We start from the raw sequence: 20,335 nt of genomic DNA, 5'->3' as shown, positions 1-20,335 counted from the left end.
GGCACCATCGGTCGCGCAACACAGGGGGCGACCGCCCAGGTCACAGGAGATACGGCAGCAGCGTGTCCGGGGTGAGCGGGAGGCTGCGCAGTCTGATACCGGTGGCGTGCCGGACGGCGTTGCCGACGGCCGCGGCGGCACCGACGATGCCGATCTCGCCGATGCCCTTGCTGCCCATCGGGTTGAGATGCGGATCCTCCTCGTCGATCCAGTGCGCCTCGATCTCCGGCACGTCGGCGCAGGCCGGCACGTGGTAGGAGGCGAGGTCGCTCTCGGTGAAGTCGCCGAAGACGGGGTCCATGGTGCTGGCCTCGGTCAGCGCCATGCCGACCCCCATGGTCATGCCGCCGATGAACTGGGAGCGTGCGGTACGGGAGTTGAGGATGCGTCCGGCGGCGAAGACACCGAGCATCCGGCGCAGCCGCACCTCTCCGGTCCTCGAATGCACGGCGACTTCGGCGAAGTGCGCGCCGAACGCATGGCGTGCGTACGGGGATTCCTCCGCGGTCTCCTGCTGGGTGTCGGCGGTGACGGTGAGCCCGTCGGCGGGTACCGGGCCGGTGCGCTCTCCCGTCTGCCGCCGCAACAGGGTGCACGCCTTGTGCACGGACCAGCCCCAGGAGGCCGTGCCCGACGATCCGCCGGCCAGCGGGGCATCGGGCAGATCGCTGCTGCCGATGTCGATCCGGACGTTCTCCAGCGGGGCGCCCAGGGCGTCGGCGGCGATCTGCGCGAGCACGGTGCGGGCGCCGGTACCGATGTCGGTGGCGTTGACCCGGATGCGGTACGAGCCGTCGGGGGCGGCGTGCGCCGAGGCACTGGACGGGGCGATGTACACGGGGTAGGTGGCGGCGGCTACGCCCGTGCCGAGCAGCAGGGGGCCCTCCTCACGGATCGCGGGGCGCGGATCGCGGTCGTACCAGCCGAAGCGTGCGGCGCCCTTCTCCAGACAGGCGGCCAGGCCGCGGCTGCTGAAAGCGCGTCCGGAGTCCGGTTCGTTCGCCGGGTCGTTGCGGATGCGCAGTTCGACGGGGTCCATGCCGAGGGCCGAGGCGAGTTCGTCCATGGCGGATTCCAGTGCGTACATGCCCGGGGCCTCGCCCGGTGCGCGCATCCAGGAGGGGCTCGGCACGTCCAGGGCGACCACCCGGTGGGCGGTGCGGCTGGTGGCGGAGCCGTACATGATCCGGGCCGGTACGGCTGCCTGCTCCACGAACTCCTTGACGGTGGAGGTGTGGGTGATGATCTCGTGGCCGACCGCGGTGAGAGTGCCGTCGAGGTCGGCACCGAGCCGGACGTGCTGGACGGTGGGGGCGCGATGACCGGTCACGGCGGGCATCTGGCGGCGGGGCAGCGCGATCTTGACGGGGCGCCCGGTGTGCCGCGCGGCCATGGCGGCCAGCACGGCCTGCGGGCGCGGGGTGCCCTTGGACCCGAAGCCGCCGCCGACGTGCTCGGACACGGCGGTGATCTGCTGGGGCCGGATCCCGAACGCGGTGGCGAGGCTGTCGCGGACCTTGGTGGAGCCCTGGCTGGAGTCGTACACGGTCAGGTGCCCGCCCTCGTCCCACTGCGCCGTCGTGGCGTGCGGCTCCATGGGGTGGTTGTGCAGGGCGCCGATGGTGTAAGTGGCGTCGATCTGTACGGGGGCCGTCGCGAAGGCCCGTTCGATGTCGCCGCGTTCACGGACGGCGGGATAGCCGCCGTTGACCGTCTCCGGGATGTACAGGCCGGGGTGGTCCTCGCCCAGCAGGACGTCGTGCCCGGCGGTCTCGTACGTGATCCGCAGGGCCTCGGCCCCGGCGCGGGCGCCCTCCGGGGTGTCGGCCACCACGAGCGCGACAGGCCAGCCCCGGTGCGGGACCCGGTCGTTCTGGAGGACGGCGAGGACCGGGTCGTCGGGCTCCTTCAGCCGGGGGGCGTTGTCATGGGTGAGTACGGCGTGCACACCCGGCAGGGCCAGTGCCTCCTGCGCGCGGATGGCGTCGACGCGGCCGCGGGCGAGGGTGGCGGGGACGGGCCACCCGTACAGACACCCCGGCGGGGTGTGTTCGGCGGCGTAGCGGGCGGTGCCCGTGACCTTCTCCCGGCCCTCGTGGCGGAGGACGGGGGTGCCCAGTGGTGGCGGGGCCTGGCTCATGACGGGGTCCTCACGGCAGGGGGCGGCGTGGGTGCGGTTGCTCAGCTGTCGGCGGCGAGTTCGGCCAGTGCGTCGACGGCCAGGTTGCGGGCGAGGCCCACCTTGAACGCGTTCTCGCGCAGCGGCCGGGCCGCTGCGAGTTCGGCGTCCACGGCCCGCGCGAAGGTCTCGTCGGTGGCCGGTGCGCCCCGGAGCACGTCCTCGGCGGCCCATGCGCGCCAGGGCCGGTGGGCGAGTCCGCCGAAGGCCAGCGCGGCGTGCTCGATCCGGCCCGCGCGGACGCTCAGCACGGCGGCGACGGATGCGAGGGCGAAGGCGAAGGAGGCGCGGTCGCGGGCCTTCCGGTAGAGGGAGGCGGCGCCGTGGGGGCGCGGTGGCAGGACCACGTCGGTGATGAGTTCACCCGGCCGGATCTCGGTGTCCCGGTCGGGGGTGTCGCCCGGCAGGCGGTGGAACGCGGCGGCGGACACCGTCCGCCCGCCGTCCGGTCCGTGCAGCTGGACGTCGGCGTCGAGGGCGGACAGGGCGACGGCCAGGTCGGACGGGTGGGTGGCGACGCAGTGCTCGGAGTGGCCGAGTACGGCGAGGTCGCGCTGGGCGCTGTCGCGGGCGGGGCAGCCGGTGCCGGGTTCCCGCTTGTTGCACGGCTTGGAGGTGTCCTGGAAGTACGGGCAACGGGTGCGTTGCAGCAGGTTGCCGCCGGTAGTGGCGGTGTTGCGGAGCTGCCCGGAGGCGCCGGAGAGCAGCGCCTGGGACAGGGCGGGGTAGCGGGTGCGTACCGCGGGATGGGCGGCCAGGTCGCTGTTGCGCACGGTCGCGCCGATCCGCAGACCGCCGTCCGCGGTGTCGGCCACCCGGTCCAGGGGCAGCCGGCTGATGTCGATGAGCAGCTCGGGGGCCTCGACCCCGAGCTTCATCAGGTCGACGAGGTTGGTACCACCGCCGAGGAACACGGCGCCGGGGCGGGAGGAGCTCTCCCGGACCGCTTCGTCTGCGGACCGGGCGCGGAGATAGGCGAAGGGCTTCACGGCGCCACGTCCTCGATCGCCTCGACGATACGGGGGTACGCGCCGCACCGGCACAGATTGCCGCTCATCCGCTCACGGATCTCGTCGGCGCCGAGCGGCGCCGGGGCCGATACGGGTGCGCGCCGGGGTGTGACGTGGGACGGGAAGCCGTCCGCCGCCTCGCCGAGCATGCCGACGGCCGAACAGAGCTGACCGGGGGTGCAGTAGCCGCACTGGAGGGCGTCACGGTCCAGGAAGGCCTCCTGGAGGGGGTGGAGCCGGTCACCGTCGGCGAGACCTTCGACGGTGGTGATGGCGGCGCCGTCGTGGGCGACGGCGAGCAGCAGGCAGCTGTTGGCGCGCCGCCCGTCGACGATGACGGTGCACGCCCCGCACTGTCCGTGGTCGCAGCCCTTCTTGGCCCCGGTGAGACCGAGGTGCTCGCGCAGGGCGTCCAGGACGGTGGTGCGGTGATCGAGCGTGAGCGTCCGCTCGGTTCCGTTGATCTGCAGTGTCAGGGTGGAACGGTCACCGGTCGCCCCCGGTTGTCGCACACCGTCGTCCCGCCCGCGAGAGGGGTCCACGCACTCGCACCTTTCAGGGGTGGTCTTTTGCCCGTTTTCTACCAGACGTGCGATGGCTTCCTGCCCCATTGCTCCGCCACCGGGCCGCGCTCCGGACCGGTCGGCCCATTCGGTCTACCGGCTCGCCAGACGCAGCCGCACCTCTTCCTCCTGGTCGCCGGAGACGGTCCCGACGACCGTGACGTCGAAGGCGTGCGCCAGGCTCTGGCGGAGCCGCTCCACCGCCCAGTAACCGCCCTGCACGTCCACGCTCACGGGCGCACCGAGCGCGACCGGCCCGGAGACCACCCTCGCCTCGGTGACGTCGACGGTCACCACCCACACGGTGGGACGCCTGCCCGCGACGTCCTGCGGTACGTCGACCGAGGCCCGGTCGGTGGTGAACGCGGCCCGCAGCACGTCGAAGACCATCCGCGCGTCGGCCTTCTCGCACCCGCTGATGACGACGGAGACCTCCTGGGCGTACCCGCTGTCCTCCGTCTGCTTCTCCTTGATGGTGTTCACCGCGGTTCCTTCCGCTCGGTGCCCCCGGGGCGATTCGGGGATGTCTCCAGGCTCGCCCCGTGACTGGGCGACGGCGACACGGGGCCGCCGGCATTCGGGCCGATCGCGAACCCTCGGAGCGAAACGCCTTTTAGGTCATATCAACTTAAAACATGAATTCATGAGAATTACTGAGTGAGGGATCTGCCTCGGGGTATCCGCCAAGCATGGACGTTTCGAACGCAGACCTGAGTTCGCTGGCCCTCACCTTCGCCGACGGCCGGGACGCGACCGGGTCGGTGATGGGCATTGTCGGAGTGGTGCTGGTGGCCGTGCTGATCGGCGCGGTCTGGCTCGGAATGCGGCGCCGGGCCCAGGAACTGCCACCACCCAGACCCGACGAGCAGCCACCACGGCCGGACCACCGCAGCCACGTCGAGGAACGCGATGTGCACGGCGACGACCACTTCCCGCCCGACCGCCGGGGCCTTTCGCCCTATGAGCTCGGTGACCACGGGAACGAGCCCATCCACCGCGAGACCGACGAGCAGCGCGACTGACCCCGCGGACCTCTCGCGGCAGCGGTCCTCCGGGAAAGCAGTCGCGTGTTGCGGGGTCGGCTGCTCCCGGTGAGTCTGGTGAGGGCCCGACGGGTACGGGCGGACGCATATCCCGCAACCGATGAAGGCAGTAGCACCATGACCGGAAGCCACCCGGGGAGGGCGCCGTCACCGGCGCCGCTGTCCGGACCCGCAGCGCCCTGCTGGGTCAACCTCGTGACCCGCGATCTGGAATCGGCGCAGGAGTTCTACGCCGCCGTGCTGGGGTGGTCCTTCCGTCCGGCGAAGCTGGGGCAGGAGTTCTCGGTCGCACGCCGCGACGGCGTACCGGTCGCCGGGATCGGCGCGGTGGCGACCGCCTACCGGATGGCCGTGGCCTGGATGCCCTATTTCGCCGTCGACGACGCCGACGCGGCCGCCTCACGCATCCGTGAGCGCAGCGGCACGGTCGCCGTGGGGCCGATGGCTCTCGGCACGGGGCGCGGGGCACTGGCGGCGGACCGGGACGGTGCGGTGTTCGGCATCTGGGAGCGGACCGAGCCCGCGACCCCGCCCCCCGCCCCGGACGGCCATGCGCACGCCTGGCTGCGTCTGCACACCAGGAATGCCTTCGACGCCGCGATCTTCTACGGGGAAGTGCTCGGCTGGGCGAGCGGGCACCCGGGGTGCTGCGAGGTGTCGTACGAGAAGGACGAGGTGATCGTCGACTGCGACGGGCGCCGGCTCGCCCGGATCAGCTCCGGCGCGGTGGAGGCGGCACCGGACCCGATGATCCGCCCGCACTGGCAGGTGTACTTCCCCGTCACCGATGTGGCGGCCGCGGTCGTGGCGGCGAGGGAGAACGGCGGCCGCCTGGTCCGGCAGCGCACGCTGGACCGGGGCAGCGAGGCGACCCTGCTGGACCCGGACGGCGGGCTCTTCACGGTGACGGACGTCCAGGGGTTCACGGCGGGCGATCCCGGCTGACCCGCGCCATCACCCCGGCCCGGGGCCGCTTTCCACGTGCGCGGACCGTGGTCATTTCCCGTGCGCGGACGAGGAGCGGGCCAGCGCCCAGGCCGGGAAGACGAACCAGCAGACCAGGAACCACAGCGCCATGGCGCCGACCAGCCACAGGGCGAGGGAGTTGTGCAGAGCCACCCGCAGGATGAGCAGCAGGGCGGAGCACATGGTGCAGAACAGCAGGACGAGCCCGACGACGGTCATGCGCGAGGCCCAGGTGACCGTCTGCGGTTTGAGCCGCCGGCCGGTGAGCAGCCGGTGGTACGTCACGGGCCCGATCAGGGCGCCGGCGGTGGCCGAGCCCAGCATCACGGTGACCACGTAGATGATGCGGTCGGTGTCCGAGAGCTCGACGAAGCGGGGCTGGAAGACGACGGCGAGCAGGAAGCCGAACAGGATCTGGACGCCGGTCTGGGCCACGCGCAGTTCCTGGAGCAGATCGATCCACCGCCGGTCCGCGCGTTCCTCGGGCGTCTCGTGGCGGCCGCCGTCGCGGCCCTGACTGTCGGGAAGACGTGCTGTCGAGGTCACCGGGAGCCTCCGTCCCAATACCCGGAGTACTTCACCTTCTCCCCTCCCCCACGGTAACCGGTCACACCGGCCGGGGTGGTGGCCGGATCGTTCTCCCGACCTCGACGGCCACTGCGTCCTCACCTACGCTCTTGAGTACGGCATCGCGCGTCGGTCACCGGCCGGGTGAGGCGTGGAGGTGCCCGTGAGATGCCCGTTGGAGGCATTCCACAGTGTCAGTCGAGTTGAATCACACCATCGTCCACTCCCGGGACAACCGGAAGTCCGCCGAGTTCCTGGCGGACATACTGGGGCTCGAAATCGGCGAGGAATGGGGCCCGTTCATCCCGGTCACCACCGCGAACGGAGTCACGCTGGACTTCGCGACCATTCCCGAAGCGTCGATCACCATGCAGCACTACGCCTTCCTCATCTCGGAAGCGGAGTTCGACACCGCGTTCGCCCGGATCAAGGATCTCGGGGTCGCGTACTTCGCGGATCCGCACAGGAAGCATCCGGGCGAGATCAACCACAACGACGGCGGCCGGGGTGTGTACTTCCTCGATCCCGCCGGTCACGCCATGGAGATCATCACGCGCCCGTACGGCGGCTTTCCGTCGTAACAGGACGTCCTGAGAGGGAGGTTCGGCCGGGGCTCGTGCACGCGTCCCGGCCGGCCCCGCCGTCCCGCGTCAGGTGATCGGAAGCAGCAGCTCGGGCCGGTCCCACATCACCGCGGGCGGGTTGGCCGCCAGGGTGCCGGTCCGCCGGGCGCCCACACTCCTGTAGAACCCCTCGGCCGGTGGGTGCGACACGATACGGACACCGGTGAGGCCGGCGCGCTCCGCCTCACCGCGCAGATGCCCGACGAGGAGGCGACCGATGCCGAGTCCCTGCGCGTCGTCGGCGACGAACAACAGGTCGAGTTCCGGCGGCTGGAGAACGAGCGAGTAGAAGCCCAGCACCTGCTCGGTGCCGGGCTCCACGGCCGCGAAGACCCGATGGGTCTCGATGTAGTCGGGGCCCACCCGGTATCCGGCGACCATGGCGGCGTACGGCCCCTCGTAGGCGCGTGACGTCCTGACCAGCCGGGTGAGCCGCTTCGCGTCCCGGGCGGCGGCCCGCCTGATGCGCACGGCCTCCCGACGTACCCCGCCGCTTCGGCGCGTAATACCCGATCTCATGAGTGGAGTATTACGCATCCGGTTGCCGGGCGCCCACTCGCGAGTCCGTCGAGGGTTATGAGGGATCGCGCGCCGCGCGCCACTCGGCGACCACGGCGTCGATGTCGAAGGGCTTGAGGTTCAGCGGCGGTCCCTCAGGCGGCCGCCTGAGGGCTGCCCGGATCTTCTCGTTGACCTCGGTCAGGATCCGCCGCACCTCGGCCTCCGTCCGCGCCCCGGACACGGCTTCGGCCGCGTCCTCCGCCTGTTTGCGCAGGGCCAGCGCCGGCGGGAGCACCGACACCCCCTCGCGCTGCATCTTCCGCTTGATCCACCAGTTCTCGTCGTAGGGGGCCTCAAGACTTTCGAGCGGCTTGCCGAATCCCGGCAACTGCGAGACGTCGCCGCGCTGCTCGGACTCCCGGATCTGCTTGTCGACCCATGATTCGAAGCTGACACCCGCAGGCTTGCGCTCGGTCAACGTACGCCCCTCTCAGAGGTTTCGAAATCCGGCCCTCTCACGATACCCAGAGCCCGAGGCGGCATCCGGCGCACGCTCATCCGCCATCGGGCAACACACCCAGCCGCAGGGCCTCTTCGGGGCGCGAAGCGCCCGCTTCAGTGCGTGTGTCCGGCAGGCGCCTCGGACCCGCCCTCCTGGTGCGCTGCGCCGTCGTCGCCCGGCTCCGCCACCCGGACGGTGAACGCCGCGGTGCGCACCTTGCCCTCGTGCTTGAAGTCGAGAAAGAGCCGGTACATGCCCGCGCTGGGCGCCGTCGCGGTGAAGGAGACCACCGGCCCCGGGCCGCCCTCGTTCGGGTGCACATGCAGATACGCCAGGTCGCCCGAGCGCAGGACGACCAGGTGCCCGTACGCGCCGAGGTAGGGCTCCAGATCGGTGACGGGGCGGCCGTTCCTGCTGATGGACGGCTTGAGTTCACCGGCCTGGCCGGCGCGGAGTTCGCCGCCGAGCGTGACACGGTAGCCGTCGACCTCGGCGGTGGCGACCGGGGCGGGGAGAGCGGCGGGGCGGTAGGCGCCGGAGACGGCCAGATCCGCGCCCAGCGTGAGGTTCTCGGCACCCGCGGCCGCCGGGGTGAAGTCGGCGAACACCCGGTAGCCACCGGCTTCGGGCAGGTCGACCGGCGTCGACCAGGTGCCGTCGGCCGCCCGGACCGGGTGCAGATGGCGGTACTGGGTGAGGTCGGTGGAGGCGAGGATGAAATGCAGCTCCTTGCCGTGCTCACGCTGGTAGGCGGTGACCTTGCGTCCGCTGTCGTCCTTCACGGCGAACCGGATCTCCGTGCGGTCCCCGGCCCGCACCGTCGGCGTCTCCAGGACCAGCGTGTAACCGCCTTCGAACACCTGCAGTCCGCCGGGCGCGTGGTCCGCCGCCGGCTTCGCCCCACCCTCCCCTCCCCCGCCGTGACCGCCGTGCTGCCCCGCCGGACGGCCCTCCGCGGTCACCAGCGGGTCGACTCCCCTGCCCACTCCGTACGCGGTTCCGAAGGTCGCGGCGAGCGCGGCGGCGAAGGCGGTGATCCTCAGTGCGTTGTTCATGACGGTTTCCTCCATCGGGTCGACCGGGAGGCAGCGCTTCCCGACGCACACAACATACCCCCTGGGGGTATGAAGTCAACCCCGGAGTGCGGCATCGCCTCACGGGTGCGCGGGAGGGAGAGCCGGCCGGATCGGCACTCAGGCGGGCACCACCAGTCCGTCGCGCAGCCGTTCCACCGCCGCCTCCGGGATGCGCAGCCCGTCGCGCACATAGCCGTCGAGCCCGCCCCACCTCTCCTCCACGGCGTCCAGCGCGGTGTCGAGGTAGCGCGGGCGGACCTCGGTGATCGCGGACGCGATCTCCGGGTCGCCGCCCGCGTCGAGGAAGTCCTGCACGTAGGGCGCGAACGCGACCCGCAGCACGGGATTCACCGCGAGGAACTCGGCGCGCACGACATCGCGCGATGCGCCGATCATCATCAGGAGGAGGGCGGTGGCCCAGCCGGTACGGTCCTTGCCCGCCGTGCAGTGGAAGAGCACCGGGCGGGCGCGGTCGTCGGCGACCGTCTCGACGAAGGCCCGGTAGGCGGCGGACGCGCCGGGTGAGAGCACCATCTGCCGGTAAGTGTCCGCGAACAGCCCTTCCGCCTTCCCGCCCCCCAGCGTCCGCTCCGCCTCGACGGGGTCGGTGAGCAGCGCGCGCAGCCGGGCGGGCGCCACGCCCGGGTTGTCCCCGAGCACATCGGCGACGAACAGCCGGGCCCCGGGAGGCAACCGGTCGGGTGCCGCGGCACGCTCGTCGGCGGTCCGCAGATCGACGACGGTACGGATGCCGAGCACGGCCACCTGCGAGTCCTGCGCCGCGTCGAGGGCACTGAGCTGCCCGGACCGCAGCACGGCACCCGGCCGGACCCGGCGATCCGGGCCCAGGGCGATGCCGCCGAGGTCACGCAGATTGAGGACGGTGGATGCCGGGACGGCTCTGGCGGTCTGCACGGTGAACTTCCCCACTTCCCAACAGGTGTCCGAATTCATTCGGCCTGGCCGGATCAAACGTCGCACGCAGGTGGGAAATCGACAAAGTAAAACGCCGGGCGGAATCGATCGGGGGCACCGACGAAGGCAAGGGCAATATGAAATCGCAACCGCTCACACCCAGGTCAGAGGCGCACCACGCCAATAGCGGAATCCTCTCCGGAAAACCACCCGAAGGGCAACGCCGAACGATGTGCGGACCGGCAGGAAGGCCCATGAATTCCCGGCCCCGCGATTCGCGCCGGGCGCGGGACGGGCCCGTCCCGCGCATGCTCGCACGCGCACGGAGCCGGCCGCCTACGCGACGGTGGGTGAAGGATCAAGTGCGCTCCGGAGAGGGCAAGGTCACAAGTGGAACCCATGCTGCCCTCGAGCGCCCTGACCTAGCATCTGGGCATGACGGTCCTGCCTGCCGACGGGCTTTCGTTGGCCGCCGAGTTCCCTGCCCCCGCCCATGAGCACTGGCAACGCCTCGTCGAAGGTGTGCTGCGCAAGTCGGGCAAGGATGCCGAGGGTTCGGCCGCCGAGGAAGCGCTGTCCACCACGGTGGAGGACGGGCTCATCACCCGCCCCCTTTACACCTCGCGCGAGAGCGCGCCCGATGCCGGATATCCGGGCTTCGCCCCCTTCACCCGCGGCAGCAAGCCCGAGGGCAACGCGGCGGGCGGCTGGGACGTACGGCAACGGCACGCCCTCACGGATCCCGCGCGCCTCAACGAGGCGGTGCTCGCCGATCTGGAGAACGGCGTCACCTCGCTGTGGCTGACCGTGGGCGGTGCCTCGGGTGTTCCGGTGTCCGCGCTGGCGGGGGCCCTGGACGGTGTCTACCTCGATCTGGCTCCCGTGGTGCTCGATGCAGGCGGCGAGACCGACGCCGCGGCGACGGAGCTGCTGCGGGTCTGCGCGGAGCGCGGCGTCGACGCACGGAGCGTGCGCGGCAACCTCGGCGCGGACCCGCTGGGGCTGGCCGCCCGCACCGGCGCCGAGCCCGATCCGTCGGCCGCGGTCCACTGGGCGCAGCGGTGCGTACAGGAGTTTCCCGGGCTGCGGGCGCTGACCGTCGACGCGCTGCCCTACCACGAGGCCGGCGGTTCGGCGGCCGAGGAGCTGGGCGCCTCGCTGGCGACCGGTGTCGCCCTGCTGCGGGCGCTGACGGATGCCGGGCTGTCGGTCGAAGACGCCTGCGGGCAGCTGGAGTTCCGGTACGCGGCGACCGCCGACCAGTTCCTCACCATCGCCAAGCTGCGGGCCGCGCGCCGGCTGTGGTCCCGGGTGGCCGAGGTGTGCGGAGCCGCCGGGTCCGGTGCCCAGCGCCAGCACGCGGTGACGTCGTCGGTGATGATGACGCGGCGCGATCCCTGGGTGAACATGCTGCGCACGACGCTGGCATGTCTGGGAGCGGGTGTCGGCGGCGCCGACTCCGTCACCGTGCTGCCGTTCGATCACGCGCTGGGCCTGCCGGACGCGTTCGCCCGGCGCATCGCCCGCAACACCTCGACGATCCTGCTGGAGGAGTCGCACCTGGCCCGGGTGATCGACCCGGCCGGCGGTTCCTGGTACGTGGAGCGGTTCACCGCCGAACTCGCCGACGCCGCATGGTCGTTCTTCCAGGAGATCGAGCGCTCCGGCGGCCAGGGGGCCGCCCTTCGCTCCGGGATGGTCGGCGAACGACTCGCGGCCACCTGGGCGGCGCGCAGCAAGAATCTGGCGCGCCGCAAGGAGCCGGTCACCGGGGTCAGCGAGTTCCCGCACCTGTCGGAGCGTCCGGTGGAGCGCGAACCGGTCCCGCCCGGACCGGCCGAAGCCTCGGGCGGTCTGCCCAGGGTCCGCCGCGACGAGGCGTTCGAGGCGCTGCGCGCCCGGTCGGACGCCCACCTGACGGCGACCGGGGAGCGGCCGAAGGTGTTCCTCGCCGCGCTCGGCCCCGCCGCGGCGCACACCGCGCGCGCGTCGTTCGCCGCCAACCTCTTCCAGGCGGGCGGAATCGAACCGGTCCACGACCCGGTCTCGGTCGACACGGCTTCGGCCGCCGACGCCTTCAGGGCCAGCGGGGCCACCGTGGCGTGCCTCTGTTCCAGCGACGCGCTCTATGCCGAGCAGGCCGCCGCGGTCGCCGAAGCACTGGCTGCGGCGGGTGCGCGGCGGGTGTTCCTCGCCGGCCGGCCCGCCGGGTACAGCGGCGTCGACGAGTACGTCTTCGCGGGCTCCGATGTGGTGGCCGTGCTCTCCTCCCTTCTCGACCGTATGGATGTGGCGTAATGCGTATCCCTGACTTCTGCGGCATCGAGCTCGGTCCGGGCGCCGCCTGCGACGTGTCCGAGGAGCGGTGGCGCACCTCGGTGAAGGAGTCCTCCGGCAGTTCTGACGGCGACCTGCTGTGGGAGACCCCGGAAGGCATCACGGTCAAGCCGCTGTACACCGGGCACGACCTCGAAGGGCTCGACTTCCTCGGTACGTACCCCGGCATCGCCCCGTATCTGCGGGGCCCGTACCCGACGATGTACGTCAATCAGCCCTGGACGATCCGGCAGTACGCCGGGTTCTCCACCGCCGAGGAGTCCAACGCCTTCTACCGCCGCAACCTCGCGGCCGGGCAGAAGGGCCTCTCCGTCGCCTTCGACCTGCCGACCCACCGCGGCTACGACAGCGACCACCCGAGGGTGACCGGCGACGTCGGCATGGCGGGCGTGGCGATCGACTCGATCTACGACATGCGGCAGCTCTTCGACGGCATCCCGCTGGACCGGATGTCGGTGTCGATGACGATGAACGGCGCGGTTCTCCCCGTGCTGGCGCTGTACATCGTGGCCGCGGAGGAACAGGGCGTCGGGCCCGAGAAGCTGGCCGGGACCATTCAGAACGACATTCTGAAGGAGTTCATGGTCCGCAACACCTACATCTATCCGCCGAAGCCCTCGATGCGGATCATCTCCGACATCTTCGCGTACACCTCGCAGAAGATGCCGCGCTACAACTCGATCTCCATCTCCGGCTACCACATCCAGGAGGCGGGTGCGACGGCCGATCTGGAGCTGGCGTACACCCTCGCGGACGGTGTGGAGTATCTGCGGGCCGGGCGGAACGCCGGTCTCGACGTGGATGCCTTCGCACCGCGGCTGTCGTTCTTCTGGGCGATCGGCATGAACTTCTTCATGGAGATCGCGAAGTTGCGTGCGGCCCGGCTGCTCTGGGCCAAGCTGGTCAAGGAGTTCGACCCGAAGAACGCCAAGTCGCTTTCGCTGCGCACCCATTCGCAGACCTCGGGGTGGTCGCTGACCGCGCAGGACGTGTTCAACAACGTCACCCGGACCTGTGTGGAGGCGATGGCCGCCACCCAGGGGCACACCCAGTCGCTGCACACCAACGCGCTCGACGAGGCGCTCGCCCTGCCGACGGACTTCTCCGCCCGGATCGCCCGGAACACCCAGCTGCTGCTCCAGCAGGAGTCGGGCACCGGCCGGGTCATCGACCCGTGGGGCGGCAGCGCCTACGTGGAGCGGCTGACGTACGACCTGGCGCGCCGGGCCTGGCAGCACATCGAGGAGGTCGAGGCCGCGGGCGGCATGGCGCAGGCCATCGACGCGGGTATCCCGAAGCTCCGGGTGGAGGAGGCCGCGGCCCGCACCCAGGCGCGGATCGACTCCGGACGCCAGCCGGTGATCGGGGTCAACAAGTACCGGGTGGAGACCGATGAGCAGATCGATGTGCTCAAGGTCGACAACTCCTCGGTGCGCGCCCAGCAGATCGAGAAGCTGCGCCGACTGCGCGAGGAGCGCGACGAGTCGGCCTGCAGGGCCGCGCTCGACGCGCTCACGGAGGCGGCCGGGCGGGAGCCCGGCCCCGGTCTCGAAGGCAATCTGCTGGCCCTCGCCGTCGACGCGGCACGCGCGATGGCGACCGTGGGCGAGATCTCGGACGCCCTGGAGAAGGTGTACGGGAGGCATGCGGGCCAGATCCGTACGATCTCCGGTGTGTATCGCAACGAGGCAGGTGAATCCCCTTCCGTGGACCGGACCCGGGCACTGGTGGACAGGTTCGAGGGGGCCGAGGGGCGCCGTCCGCGCATCCTGGTCGCCAAGATGGGCCAGGACGGTCACGACCGCGGCCAGAAGGTGATCTCGACGGCCTTCGCCGACCTGGGCTTCGACGTCGACGTCGGCCCGCTGTTCCAGACGCCGGCCGAGGTGGCGCGGCAGGCGGTGGAGGCGGATGTGCACGTCGTGGGCGTCTCCTCGCTGGCCGCCGGGCACCTCACGCTGGTGCCGGCGCTCCGCGAGGAGCTGGCGGCCGAAGGGCGCGAGGACATCATGATCGTGGTGGGCGGGGTGATTCCGCCGCAGGACGTCGAGGCGCTGCACGAGGCGGGCGCGACGGCCGTGTTCCCGCCCGGCACGGTGATTCCGGATGCCGCGTACGACCTGGTGACGCGGCTCGGTGCCGCGCTCGGTCACGAGCTGTGAGCCGCTGACCCGATGGCTCCGAAGATCGACATCGACAGCTATGCGAAGGGAGTGCTCGACGGGAAGCGGGCGCACATCGCGCGCGCCATCACTCTCGTCGAGTCCACCCGCCCCGATCACCGGGCGCTGGCCCAGCAGTTGCTGCGCGAGCTGCTGCCGCACTCCGGCGCCGCGCGGCGAATCGGCATCAGCGGCGTGCCGGGCGTCGGGAAGTCCACCTTCATCGACGCGCTCGGCACGATGCTCACCGGGCTCGGGCACCGGGTCGCGGTGCTGGCCGTCGACCCGTCCTCCAGCCGTACGGGCGGCTCCATCCTGGGCGACAAGACCCGGATGGAGCGGCTCGCGGTGGACCCGGCGGCGTTCGTGCGCCCGTCCCCGACTGCCGGGACCCTCGGCGGGGTGGCCAAGGCGACCCGGGAGTCCATCGTGGTGATGGAGGCCGCGGGGTACGACGTGGTGCTGGTGGAGACGGTCGGCGTCGGGCAGTCGGAGACGGCGGTGGCCAACATGGTCGACACGTTTCTGCTGCTGACGCTGGCCCGGACCGGCGATCAGCTCCAGGGCATCAAGAAGGGTGTGCTGGAGCTGGCGGACGCGATCGCGGTCAACAAGGCGGACGGCCCGCACGAGCGCGACGCCCGCGCGGCCGCACGTGAACTGGCGGGTGCGCTGCGGCTGATGCATCCGGTGGACGCGGCGTGGACCCCGCCCGTCCTTACCTGCAGTGCCCGTGAGTCGGCCGGTCTCGACACACTGTGGGAGCGGCTTGAGCAGCACCGCGCGCTGCTGGAATCAACTGGCAGACTCGCCGCGAAGCGGCGTGACCAGCAGGTCGACTGGACCTGGACGATGGTGCGGGACGAGCTGCTGGAGTGTCTGCGCGGCCATCCGGAGGTACGCGCGCTCACTCCTGGGCTGGAACGGCGCGTCCGGGACGGCGAGTTGACGGCCACGCTGGCGGCCGAGCGGATCCTGGCCGCGTTCCGGGGCACGGCCTGATCCGGAAGCAGACCGGTGGCCGGGGCCTCTCCCCGGCCACCGGACGGACGGCTCCTACAGATCGAGCTGGTACTCGACCGACTTGTGGGTCGGCTCGTAGCCGAACTCGTCGTTGATGCGCCGCATGTGCGTATTGCTGTCGGCGGTGTCCGTCAGCAGCCCCTCCAGACCCGGATGGCTCTCGCGGGCCCGGAGGATGGACCGCGCCTTCATCCACCGGCCGAGGCCGTGGCCCCGGTGCTCGGGAAGGACTCCGGTGCCGTAGTGCTGGGCGTCGCCCTTCCCGTCGCCCGGGACGACCAGTTCCGTGAAGCCCACGATCGTGGCGTCGGACTCGTCGACCGCCGCGACCGTGTGGAGCAGATCGCCGCGCGCCGCGACGGCCGCCGCCGCGGAGCGGACCCGGTCCACGTCCCAGGTGACCGTGCCGAAGTCGGTGTCGTCCATGGGCATGTCGTCCATGGCCCGGCGGGACGCGGCGAACGTCGGCGCGAGCTCGTCCGGGACGGTGCCTTCCCAGGAGGTCAGCCGGTAGCCCGGAGCGGCAACCGGTCGCCAGGGACCCGCAGAACGCGCTGGAGACACTGCTCGACCGGATCCGCCGCACCCCGGACAACGCGGCCTTCCTCCGCGCCGTCCACCGCACCGTCCCGGAGTCCTGAGCCTGCCCGAGCGGCTCCGGCCCGGCGCAATAGCATGGCCGGGCCATCACATGATCCGGCCTCACCAACACAGGGAGAGCAGCCACATGGAGTTCCGCCGACTCGGCCGCAGCGGCCTGACCATCAGCGAGATCGCTTACGGAAACTGGCTCACTCACGGCTCCCAGGTGGAGGAGGAGACAGCGCTCGCCTGCATCCGCGCTGCCCTGGACGCCGGAATCACCACTTTCGACACCGCGGACGTCTACGCCGAGACCCGGGCCGAAGCCGTCCTGGGCAGGGCGCTGAAGAACGAACGCCGTGAAGGGCTGGAGGTGTTCACCAAGGTCTACTTCCCGACCGGCCCCGGGCACAACGACCGGGGGCTCGGCCGCAAGCACATCATGGAGTCCATCGACAGCTCGCTGCGCCGACTGCAGACGGACTACGTGGACCTGTACCAGGCCCACCGCTACGACCACTCCACACCGCTGGAGGAGACCATGGAGGCGTTCGCCGACGTCGTCCGTTCCGGCAAGGCGCTGTACATCGGTGTTTCGGAGTGGACGGCCGACCAGCTCCGTGCCGGACACGCACTGGCCCGCGAGCTGCGGGTGCCGCTGATCTCCAACCAGCCTCAGTACTCGGCGCTGTGGCGGATCATCGAGGACGATGTGGTGCCCGCGTCCGAGGAGCTGGGCATCGGCCAGATCGTCTGGTCCCCGATCGCCCAGGGCGCACTCACGGGCAAGTACAGGCCCGGTGCGCCGCTCCCGGCCGGTTCGCGGGCGACGGACGACAAGGGCGGCGCGAACATGATCGCCGACTGGTTGCGCGACGACGTGCTGGAGCGCGTCCAGCGGCTCCGGCCGCTCGCCGACGGCGCCGGTCTCAGCCTGGCCCAGCTCGCGGTCGCGTGGGTGCTGCAGAACTCGAACGTCTCGGCCGCGATCGTCGGCGCCTCCCGGCCGGAGCAGGTGGCGGAGAACGCCGCGGCGGCCGGTGTGACGCTCGACGCGGAGCTGCTGAAGGGCGTCGACGACATCCTGGACCCGGTGGTCGAGCGGGATCCCGGACTGACGGCCGGGCACGCGGGCAACAGCTGATCCGGCCGGCCGTTCTCCGCCCCGGCCCTGCGGTGGGCGCGGCCGGGGCGGAGCCGTGCGCGCTCAGGTGCCGGGGTGCAGCGAGGCGGTCTGCTCGCGGACCTGCGCCGGTGTGAGGTAGGCGTCCGTGTACTCGAAGTCGCGCAGTTTGGCCGGCTGCCGGGACAGGAATCCGGTGCGTACGAAGTCGTCGCCCGCGACCGCGTTGAGCACCCAGTTGGTCATCACCCGCACCTTGGCGACATTGGTCCGCAGCGCCGACCAGTGGTATCCGCGGGCGACGGCCTGCGCGGGGACTCCGTGCAGCTCGACGCCGAGCGGCTTGGAGACCGCGTCCTTGCCGCCGAGGTCCACGACGAGGCCGAGGTCCCTGTGGACGTACGGTTTCAGCGGCTGGCGGCGCAGGGTTGCGATGAGGTTGTCGGCGAGCCTGCGGCCCTGGCGCATGGCGTGCTGCGCGGTGGGCGGGCAGACCGCTCCGTCACCCTTGCTCAGGTCCGGTACGGCCGCGCAGTCGCCGAGGGCGAAGACGCCGTCGAAGCCCGGCAGGCGCATCTCGGGGGTGACGGCCAGCCGGCCGCGTACCGTCTCCGCGTCGAACGTGGTGACCAGCGGGCTCGCGGTGACGCCCGCCGTCCAGATCAGGGTCCGGCAGGGCAGCACCCGGCCATCGGTGAGGGTCACCTTCTCCGGGGCGGCCTCGGCGACCGAGACGCCGAGCGACACCTCGATGCCCCGGGCGCGCAGCACCTCCAGGGCACTCCGGCCCAGCTTGTCGCCCAGCTCGGGCATCAGCTTCGGAGCGATGTCGATGAGGTGCCACTTGATGAGCTTCGGGTCGAGCCTCGGGTACTGCCTGACCGCGTTGGTGGTGAGGCGGTGGAGACAGGCGGCCGTCTCGGTGCCGGCGTAACCGCCGCCGACCACCACGAACTGAAGGCGCGAGGCGCGTTCGTTCTCGTCGTGACTGGCGTCCGCGAGGTCGAGCTGGGCGATCACATGGTCCCGTACGTAAGCGGCCTCGGCCAGTGTCTTCATGCCCCGCGCATTGTCCACCAGACCCGGGATGTCGAAGGTGCGGGTGACGCTTCCGGCGCTGAGCACGATGTAGTCGTAGGGCTCGTGGACGATCTCGTCGGTGATCTTGCGGATGATGCAGATCTTCGCCTTGGGGTCCACGCCGATGGCCCTGCCCGGAATGATCCGGGTGCGGTGCCGGCGGCTGCGGCGCAGCGACACGGCGACCGACTGCGGGGTGAGCACGCCCGCCGCCACCTGCGGCAGCAGGGGGAGGTAGAGCTGGTACGAGAAGGGGGCGACGAGCGCGATCTCCGCCTCACCGGGGATGAGCCCGCGCTCCAGACGGCGTACGCACTCCACTCCGGCGAATCCGGCGCCCACCACGAGGATCCTGGGTCGTGCCACAGTGTTCGTCCCTTCTCGGGCCTGTACGGTCGTCCGTTCGCCTGCCCCGTCGCACGCGCCCGTCGTTCCATCTTCACGAGCCTTGGGCGAGTTCGCCTGCTGGGGACGGCGGACGGACGACGCCGCCCGGTCAGCGGGTCAGCAGGGTGAGTGCGGTACAGGTGCCGCCGACCGCGCCGGCGAACACGACACCGGCGGCCACGCAGCGTGCCCTGAGCAGGCGGTAGCGCGCCTCGTACTCGCCGCGCAGCGTGGTGGCGCGGACGGAGATGCGGGCGAGCGTCGCCCGTGATGCGGCGAGACGGTCGGCGGTGTAGACGCGCTCCACGTCCTCGCGCTGTGCCGTGGTGAGCCAGGGCAGCTCGTCGGTGAAGCGGCCCGCGCGGCGGCGGGCCTCCTCGATCTCGGCGCTCCACAGCAGGTAGCCCTGCAGCTGGGCCAGACCGCGGGCGCTCTCCTTCTCCGGGTCCACTCGCTCCTCCTCTCGCCTGCCGCCGCGCTCAGTCCCGCTCGTCTCCCGGGGTCCGGGGCAGTCCCGTGTCCGGGCGGTTGAGGGCTTCGTCGAGCGCGCGGACCGAGGGGTGATGCAGTTCGAACGCCGGGGATTCGGAACGGATGCGGGGCAGGGTGAGGAAGTTGTGCCGCGGCGGCGGGCAGGAGGTCACCCACTCCAGCGAACGGCCGTAGCCCCACGGGTCGTCCACACCGACGTCCTTTCCGTACCTGGCGGTCTTCCACACGTTGTAGAAGAACGGCAGCATCGACAGGCCGAGCAGGACCGAGGAGACCGTCGAGATCGTGTTCAGCGCGGTGAAGCCGTCCGCGGCGAGGTAGTCCGCGTAACGGCGCGGCATGCCCTCGGCACCCAGCCAGTGCTGCACCAGGAAGGTGCCGTGGAAGCCCACGAACAGCGTCCAGAACGTGATCCTGCCGAGCCGCTCGTCCAGCATCTTGCCGGTGAACTTCGGCCACCAGAAGTGGAATCCGGCGAACATCGCGAAGACCACGGTGCCGAAGACGACATAGTGGAAGTGCGCGACGACGAAGTACGAGTCCGAGACGTGGAAGTCCAACGGCGGCGACGCGAGGATCACACCGGTCAGACCACCGAAGAGGAAAGTCACCAGGAAGCCGATGGCCCAGAGCATGGGTGTCTCGAAGGACAGCGACCCGTGCCACATGGTGCCGATCCAGTTGAAGAACTTCACACCGGTCGGTACCGCGATGAGAAAGGTCATGAACGAGAAGAACGGCAGCAGCACAGCACCCGTGACGAACATGTGGTGCGCCCACACGGTCGCGGAGAGGCCCGCGATGGCGATCGTCGCACTGATCAGACCGATGTAGCCGAAGATCGGCTTCCGGCTGAAGACCGGGATGATCTCAGTGACGATGCCGAAGAACGGCAGCGCGATGATGTACACCTCCGGGTGACCGAAGAACCAGAAGAGGTGCTGCCACAGCAGTGCGCCGCCGTAGGCCGGGTCGAAGACGTGCGCACCGAACTTGCGGTCCGCCTCCAGAACCAGCAGGGCCGCCGCGAGGACGGGGAAGGCCAGCAGCACCAGCACAGCGGTCAGCAGCACGTTCCAGACGAAGATCGGCAGGCGGAACATCGTCATGCCGGGGGCGCGCATGCCGATGATCGTGGTGATGAAGTTGACCGAACCGAGGATCGTGCCGAAGCCGGAGAAGGCCAGACCCATGATCCACATGT

At 71.0% G+C, this 20,335-nt stretch carries 19 protein-coding genes and 1 pseudogene; 7 read left to right on the top strand and 13 right to left on the bottom strand.

Annotated elements, in window-relative coordinates; all coding sequences use genetic code 11:
* Positions 1-40: 40 nt before the first annotated feature.
* From IE107_RS30195 to IE107_RS30180, 4 genes are all read right to left on the bottom strand, one after another.
* The gene (locus tag IE107_RS30195; RefSeq protein ID WP_189547543.1) at positions 41-2,140 is read right to left on the bottom strand and encodes a xanthine dehydrogenase family protein molybdopterin-binding subunit; all 2,100 of its coding nucleotides are present in this window, start codon (positions 2,138-2,140) and stop codon (positions 41-43) included.
* A 41-nt stretch (positions 2,141-2,181) separates the two neighbouring features.
* A complete protein-coding gene (locus IE107_RS30190) occupies positions 2,182-3,168 on the bottom strand; it encodes an FAD binding domain-containing protein (protein WP_189547542.1) in 987 nt (328 codons plus the stop codon).
* A complete protein-coding gene (locus IE107_RS30185; RefSeq protein ID WP_229867360.1) occupies positions 3,165-3,731 on the bottom strand; it encodes a 2Fe-2S iron-sulfur cluster-binding protein in 567 nt (188 codons plus the stop codon). The genes IE107_RS30190 and IE107_RS30185 overlap by 4 nt, the downstream gene beginning before the upstream one ends.
* Positions 3,732-3,845: 114 nt before the next feature.
* Entirely contained in the window at positions 3,846-4,235 is a 390-nt protein-coding gene (locus IE107_RS30180) for a hypothetical protein (protein ID WP_189547540.1), read from the bottom strand.
* A 206-nt stretch (positions 4,236-4,441) separates the two neighbouring features.
* On the opposite strand from IE107_RS30180, the gene IE107_RS30175 reads away from it, so the two are divergent.
* Together IE107_RS30175 and IE107_RS30170 are read left to right on the top strand one after the other, a co-directional pair.
* The gene (locus IE107_RS30175; RefSeq protein WP_189547539.1) at positions 4,442-4,774 is read left to right on the top strand and encodes a DUF6479 family protein; all 333 of its coding nucleotides are present in this window, start codon (positions 4,442-4,444) and stop codon (positions 4,772-4,774) included.
* 138 nt (positions 4,775-4,912) lie between these two features.
* The gene (locus IE107_RS30170) at positions 4,913-5,740 is read left to right on the top strand and encodes a VOC family protein (protein ID WP_189547538.1); all 828 of its coding nucleotides are present in this window, start codon (positions 4,913-4,915) and stop codon (positions 5,738-5,740) included.
* A gap of 51 nt (positions 5,741-5,791) precedes the next feature.
* On the opposite strand, the gene IE107_RS30165 is transcribed toward IE107_RS30170, so the two are convergent.
* Entirely contained in the window at positions 5,792-6,307 is a 516-nt protein-coding gene (locus IE107_RS30165) for a DUF6328 family protein (RefSeq protein WP_189547537.1), read from the bottom strand.
* Between the two features lie 212 nt (positions 6,308-6,519).
* Between IE107_RS30165 and IE107_RS30160 the strand changes: the two genes are divergently transcribed.
* Positions 6,520-6,909: a VOC family protein gene (locus IE107_RS30160; protein WP_189547536.1), complete on the top strand. Its 390-nt coding sequence runs from the start codon at positions 6,520-6,522 to the stop codon at positions 6,907-6,909.
* Between the two features lie 69 nt (positions 6,910-6,978).
* Here IE107_RS30160 and IE107_RS30155 read toward each other — a convergent pair whose 3' ends face one another.
* The 4 genes from IE107_RS30155 to IE107_RS30140 form a co-directional block, all read right to left on the bottom strand.
* Positions 6,979-7,470 (bottom strand): GNAT family N-acetyltransferase, encoded by a 492-nt coding sequence (locus IE107_RS30155; protein ID WP_189547535.1) that lies wholly within the window; start codon positions 7,468-7,470, stop codon positions 6,979-6,981.
* Positions 7,471-7,525: 55 nt separating this feature from the next.
* Positions 7,526-7,930: a DnaJ family domain-containing protein gene (locus IE107_RS30150; RefSeq protein ID WP_189547534.1), complete on the bottom strand. Its 405-nt coding sequence runs from the start codon at positions 7,928-7,930 to the stop codon at positions 7,526-7,528.
* A gap of 137 nt (positions 7,931-8,067) precedes the next feature.
* Positions 8,068-9,009: a DUF8832 domain-containing protein gene (locus tag IE107_RS30145; protein ID WP_189547533.1), complete on the bottom strand. Its 942-nt coding sequence runs from the start codon at positions 9,007-9,009 to the stop codon at positions 8,068-8,070.
* Between the two features lie 138 nt (positions 9,010-9,147).
* Positions 9,148-9,945, bottom strand: a complete 798-nt coding sequence (locus IE107_RS30140) for a tyrosine-protein phosphatase (RefSeq protein WP_189547532.1) — start codon at positions 9,943-9,945, stop codon at positions 9,148-9,150.
* A 435-nt stretch (positions 9,946-10,380) separates the two neighbouring features.
* Here IE107_RS30140 and mutA point away from each other — a divergent pair, with 435 nt between their 5' ends.
* Genes mutA through meaB form a run of 3 tightly spaced genes read left to right on the top strand, consistent with a single transcriptional unit; the run spans position 10,381 to position 15,446 of the window.
* Positions 10,381-12,243 (top strand): methylmalonyl-CoA mutase small subunit, encoded by a 1,863-nt coding sequence (gene mutA, locus IE107_RS30135; RefSeq protein ID WP_189547531.1) that lies wholly within the window; start codon positions 10,381-10,383, stop codon positions 12,241-12,243.
* Positions 12,243-14,444 carry a methylmalonyl-CoA mutase gene (gene scpA / locus IE107_RS30130; protein WP_189547530.1) on the top strand — a complete coding sequence of 734 codons (2,202 nt, stop codon included), beginning with the start codon at positions 12,243-12,245 and terminating at the stop codon, positions 14,442-14,444. The genes mutA and scpA overlap by 1 nt, the downstream gene beginning before the upstream one ends.
* A gap of 12 nt (positions 14,445-14,456) precedes the next feature.
* Positions 14,457-15,446: a methylmalonyl Co-A mutase-associated GTPase MeaB gene (meaB, locus tag IE107_RS30125; protein WP_189547529.1), complete on the top strand. Its 990-nt coding sequence runs from the start codon at positions 14,457-14,459 to the stop codon at positions 15,444-15,446.
* A gap of 54 nt (positions 15,447-15,500) precedes the next feature.
* Here meaB and IE107_RS30120 read toward each other — a convergent pair.
* Positions 15,501-15,986, bottom strand: a pseudogene (locus IE107_RS30120) (GNAT family N-acetyltransferase); the annotation flags it as partial.
* A gap of 208 nt (positions 15,987-16,194) precedes the next feature.
* On the opposite strand from IE107_RS30120, the gene IE107_RS30115 reads away from it, so the two are divergent.
* On the top strand, positions 16,195-17,193 hold the full coding sequence (locus IE107_RS30115) for an aldo/keto reductase family protein (protein ID WP_189547528.1): 999 nt from the start codon (positions 16,195-16,197) through the stop codon (positions 17,191-17,193).
* A gap of 63 nt (positions 17,194-17,256) precedes the next feature.
* Here the strand turns inward: IE107_RS30115 and IE107_RS30110 are convergent, their stop codons facing one another.
* The 3 genes from IE107_RS30110 to IE107_RS30100 all read right to left on the bottom strand — a co-directional run.
* The gene (locus tag IE107_RS30110) at positions 17,257-18,618 is read right to left on the bottom strand and encodes an NAD(P)/FAD-dependent oxidoreductase (RefSeq protein WP_189547527.1); all 1,362 of its coding nucleotides are present in this window, start codon (positions 18,616-18,618) and stop codon (positions 17,257-17,259) included.
* A 130-nt stretch (positions 18,619-18,748) separates the two neighbouring features.
* Positions 18,749-19,090 (bottom strand): hypothetical protein, encoded by a 342-nt coding sequence (locus tag IE107_RS30105; RefSeq protein WP_189547526.1) that lies wholly within the window; start codon positions 19,088-19,090, stop codon positions 18,749-18,751.
* Positions 19,091-19,118: 28 nt separating this feature from the next.
* Positions 19,119-20,335 (bottom strand): cytochrome c oxidase subunit I (locus IE107_RS30100; protein WP_189547525.1); only part of this gene is annotated, 1,217 nt, incomplete at its 5' end.

The organism is Streptomyces gelaticus, assembly GCF_014649535.1.
GTDB lineage: Bacteria > Actinomycetota > Actinomycetes > Streptomycetales > Streptomycetaceae > Streptomyces > Streptomyces gelaticus.
This window is presented reverse-complemented; position numbering and strand designations above follow the sequence as displayed.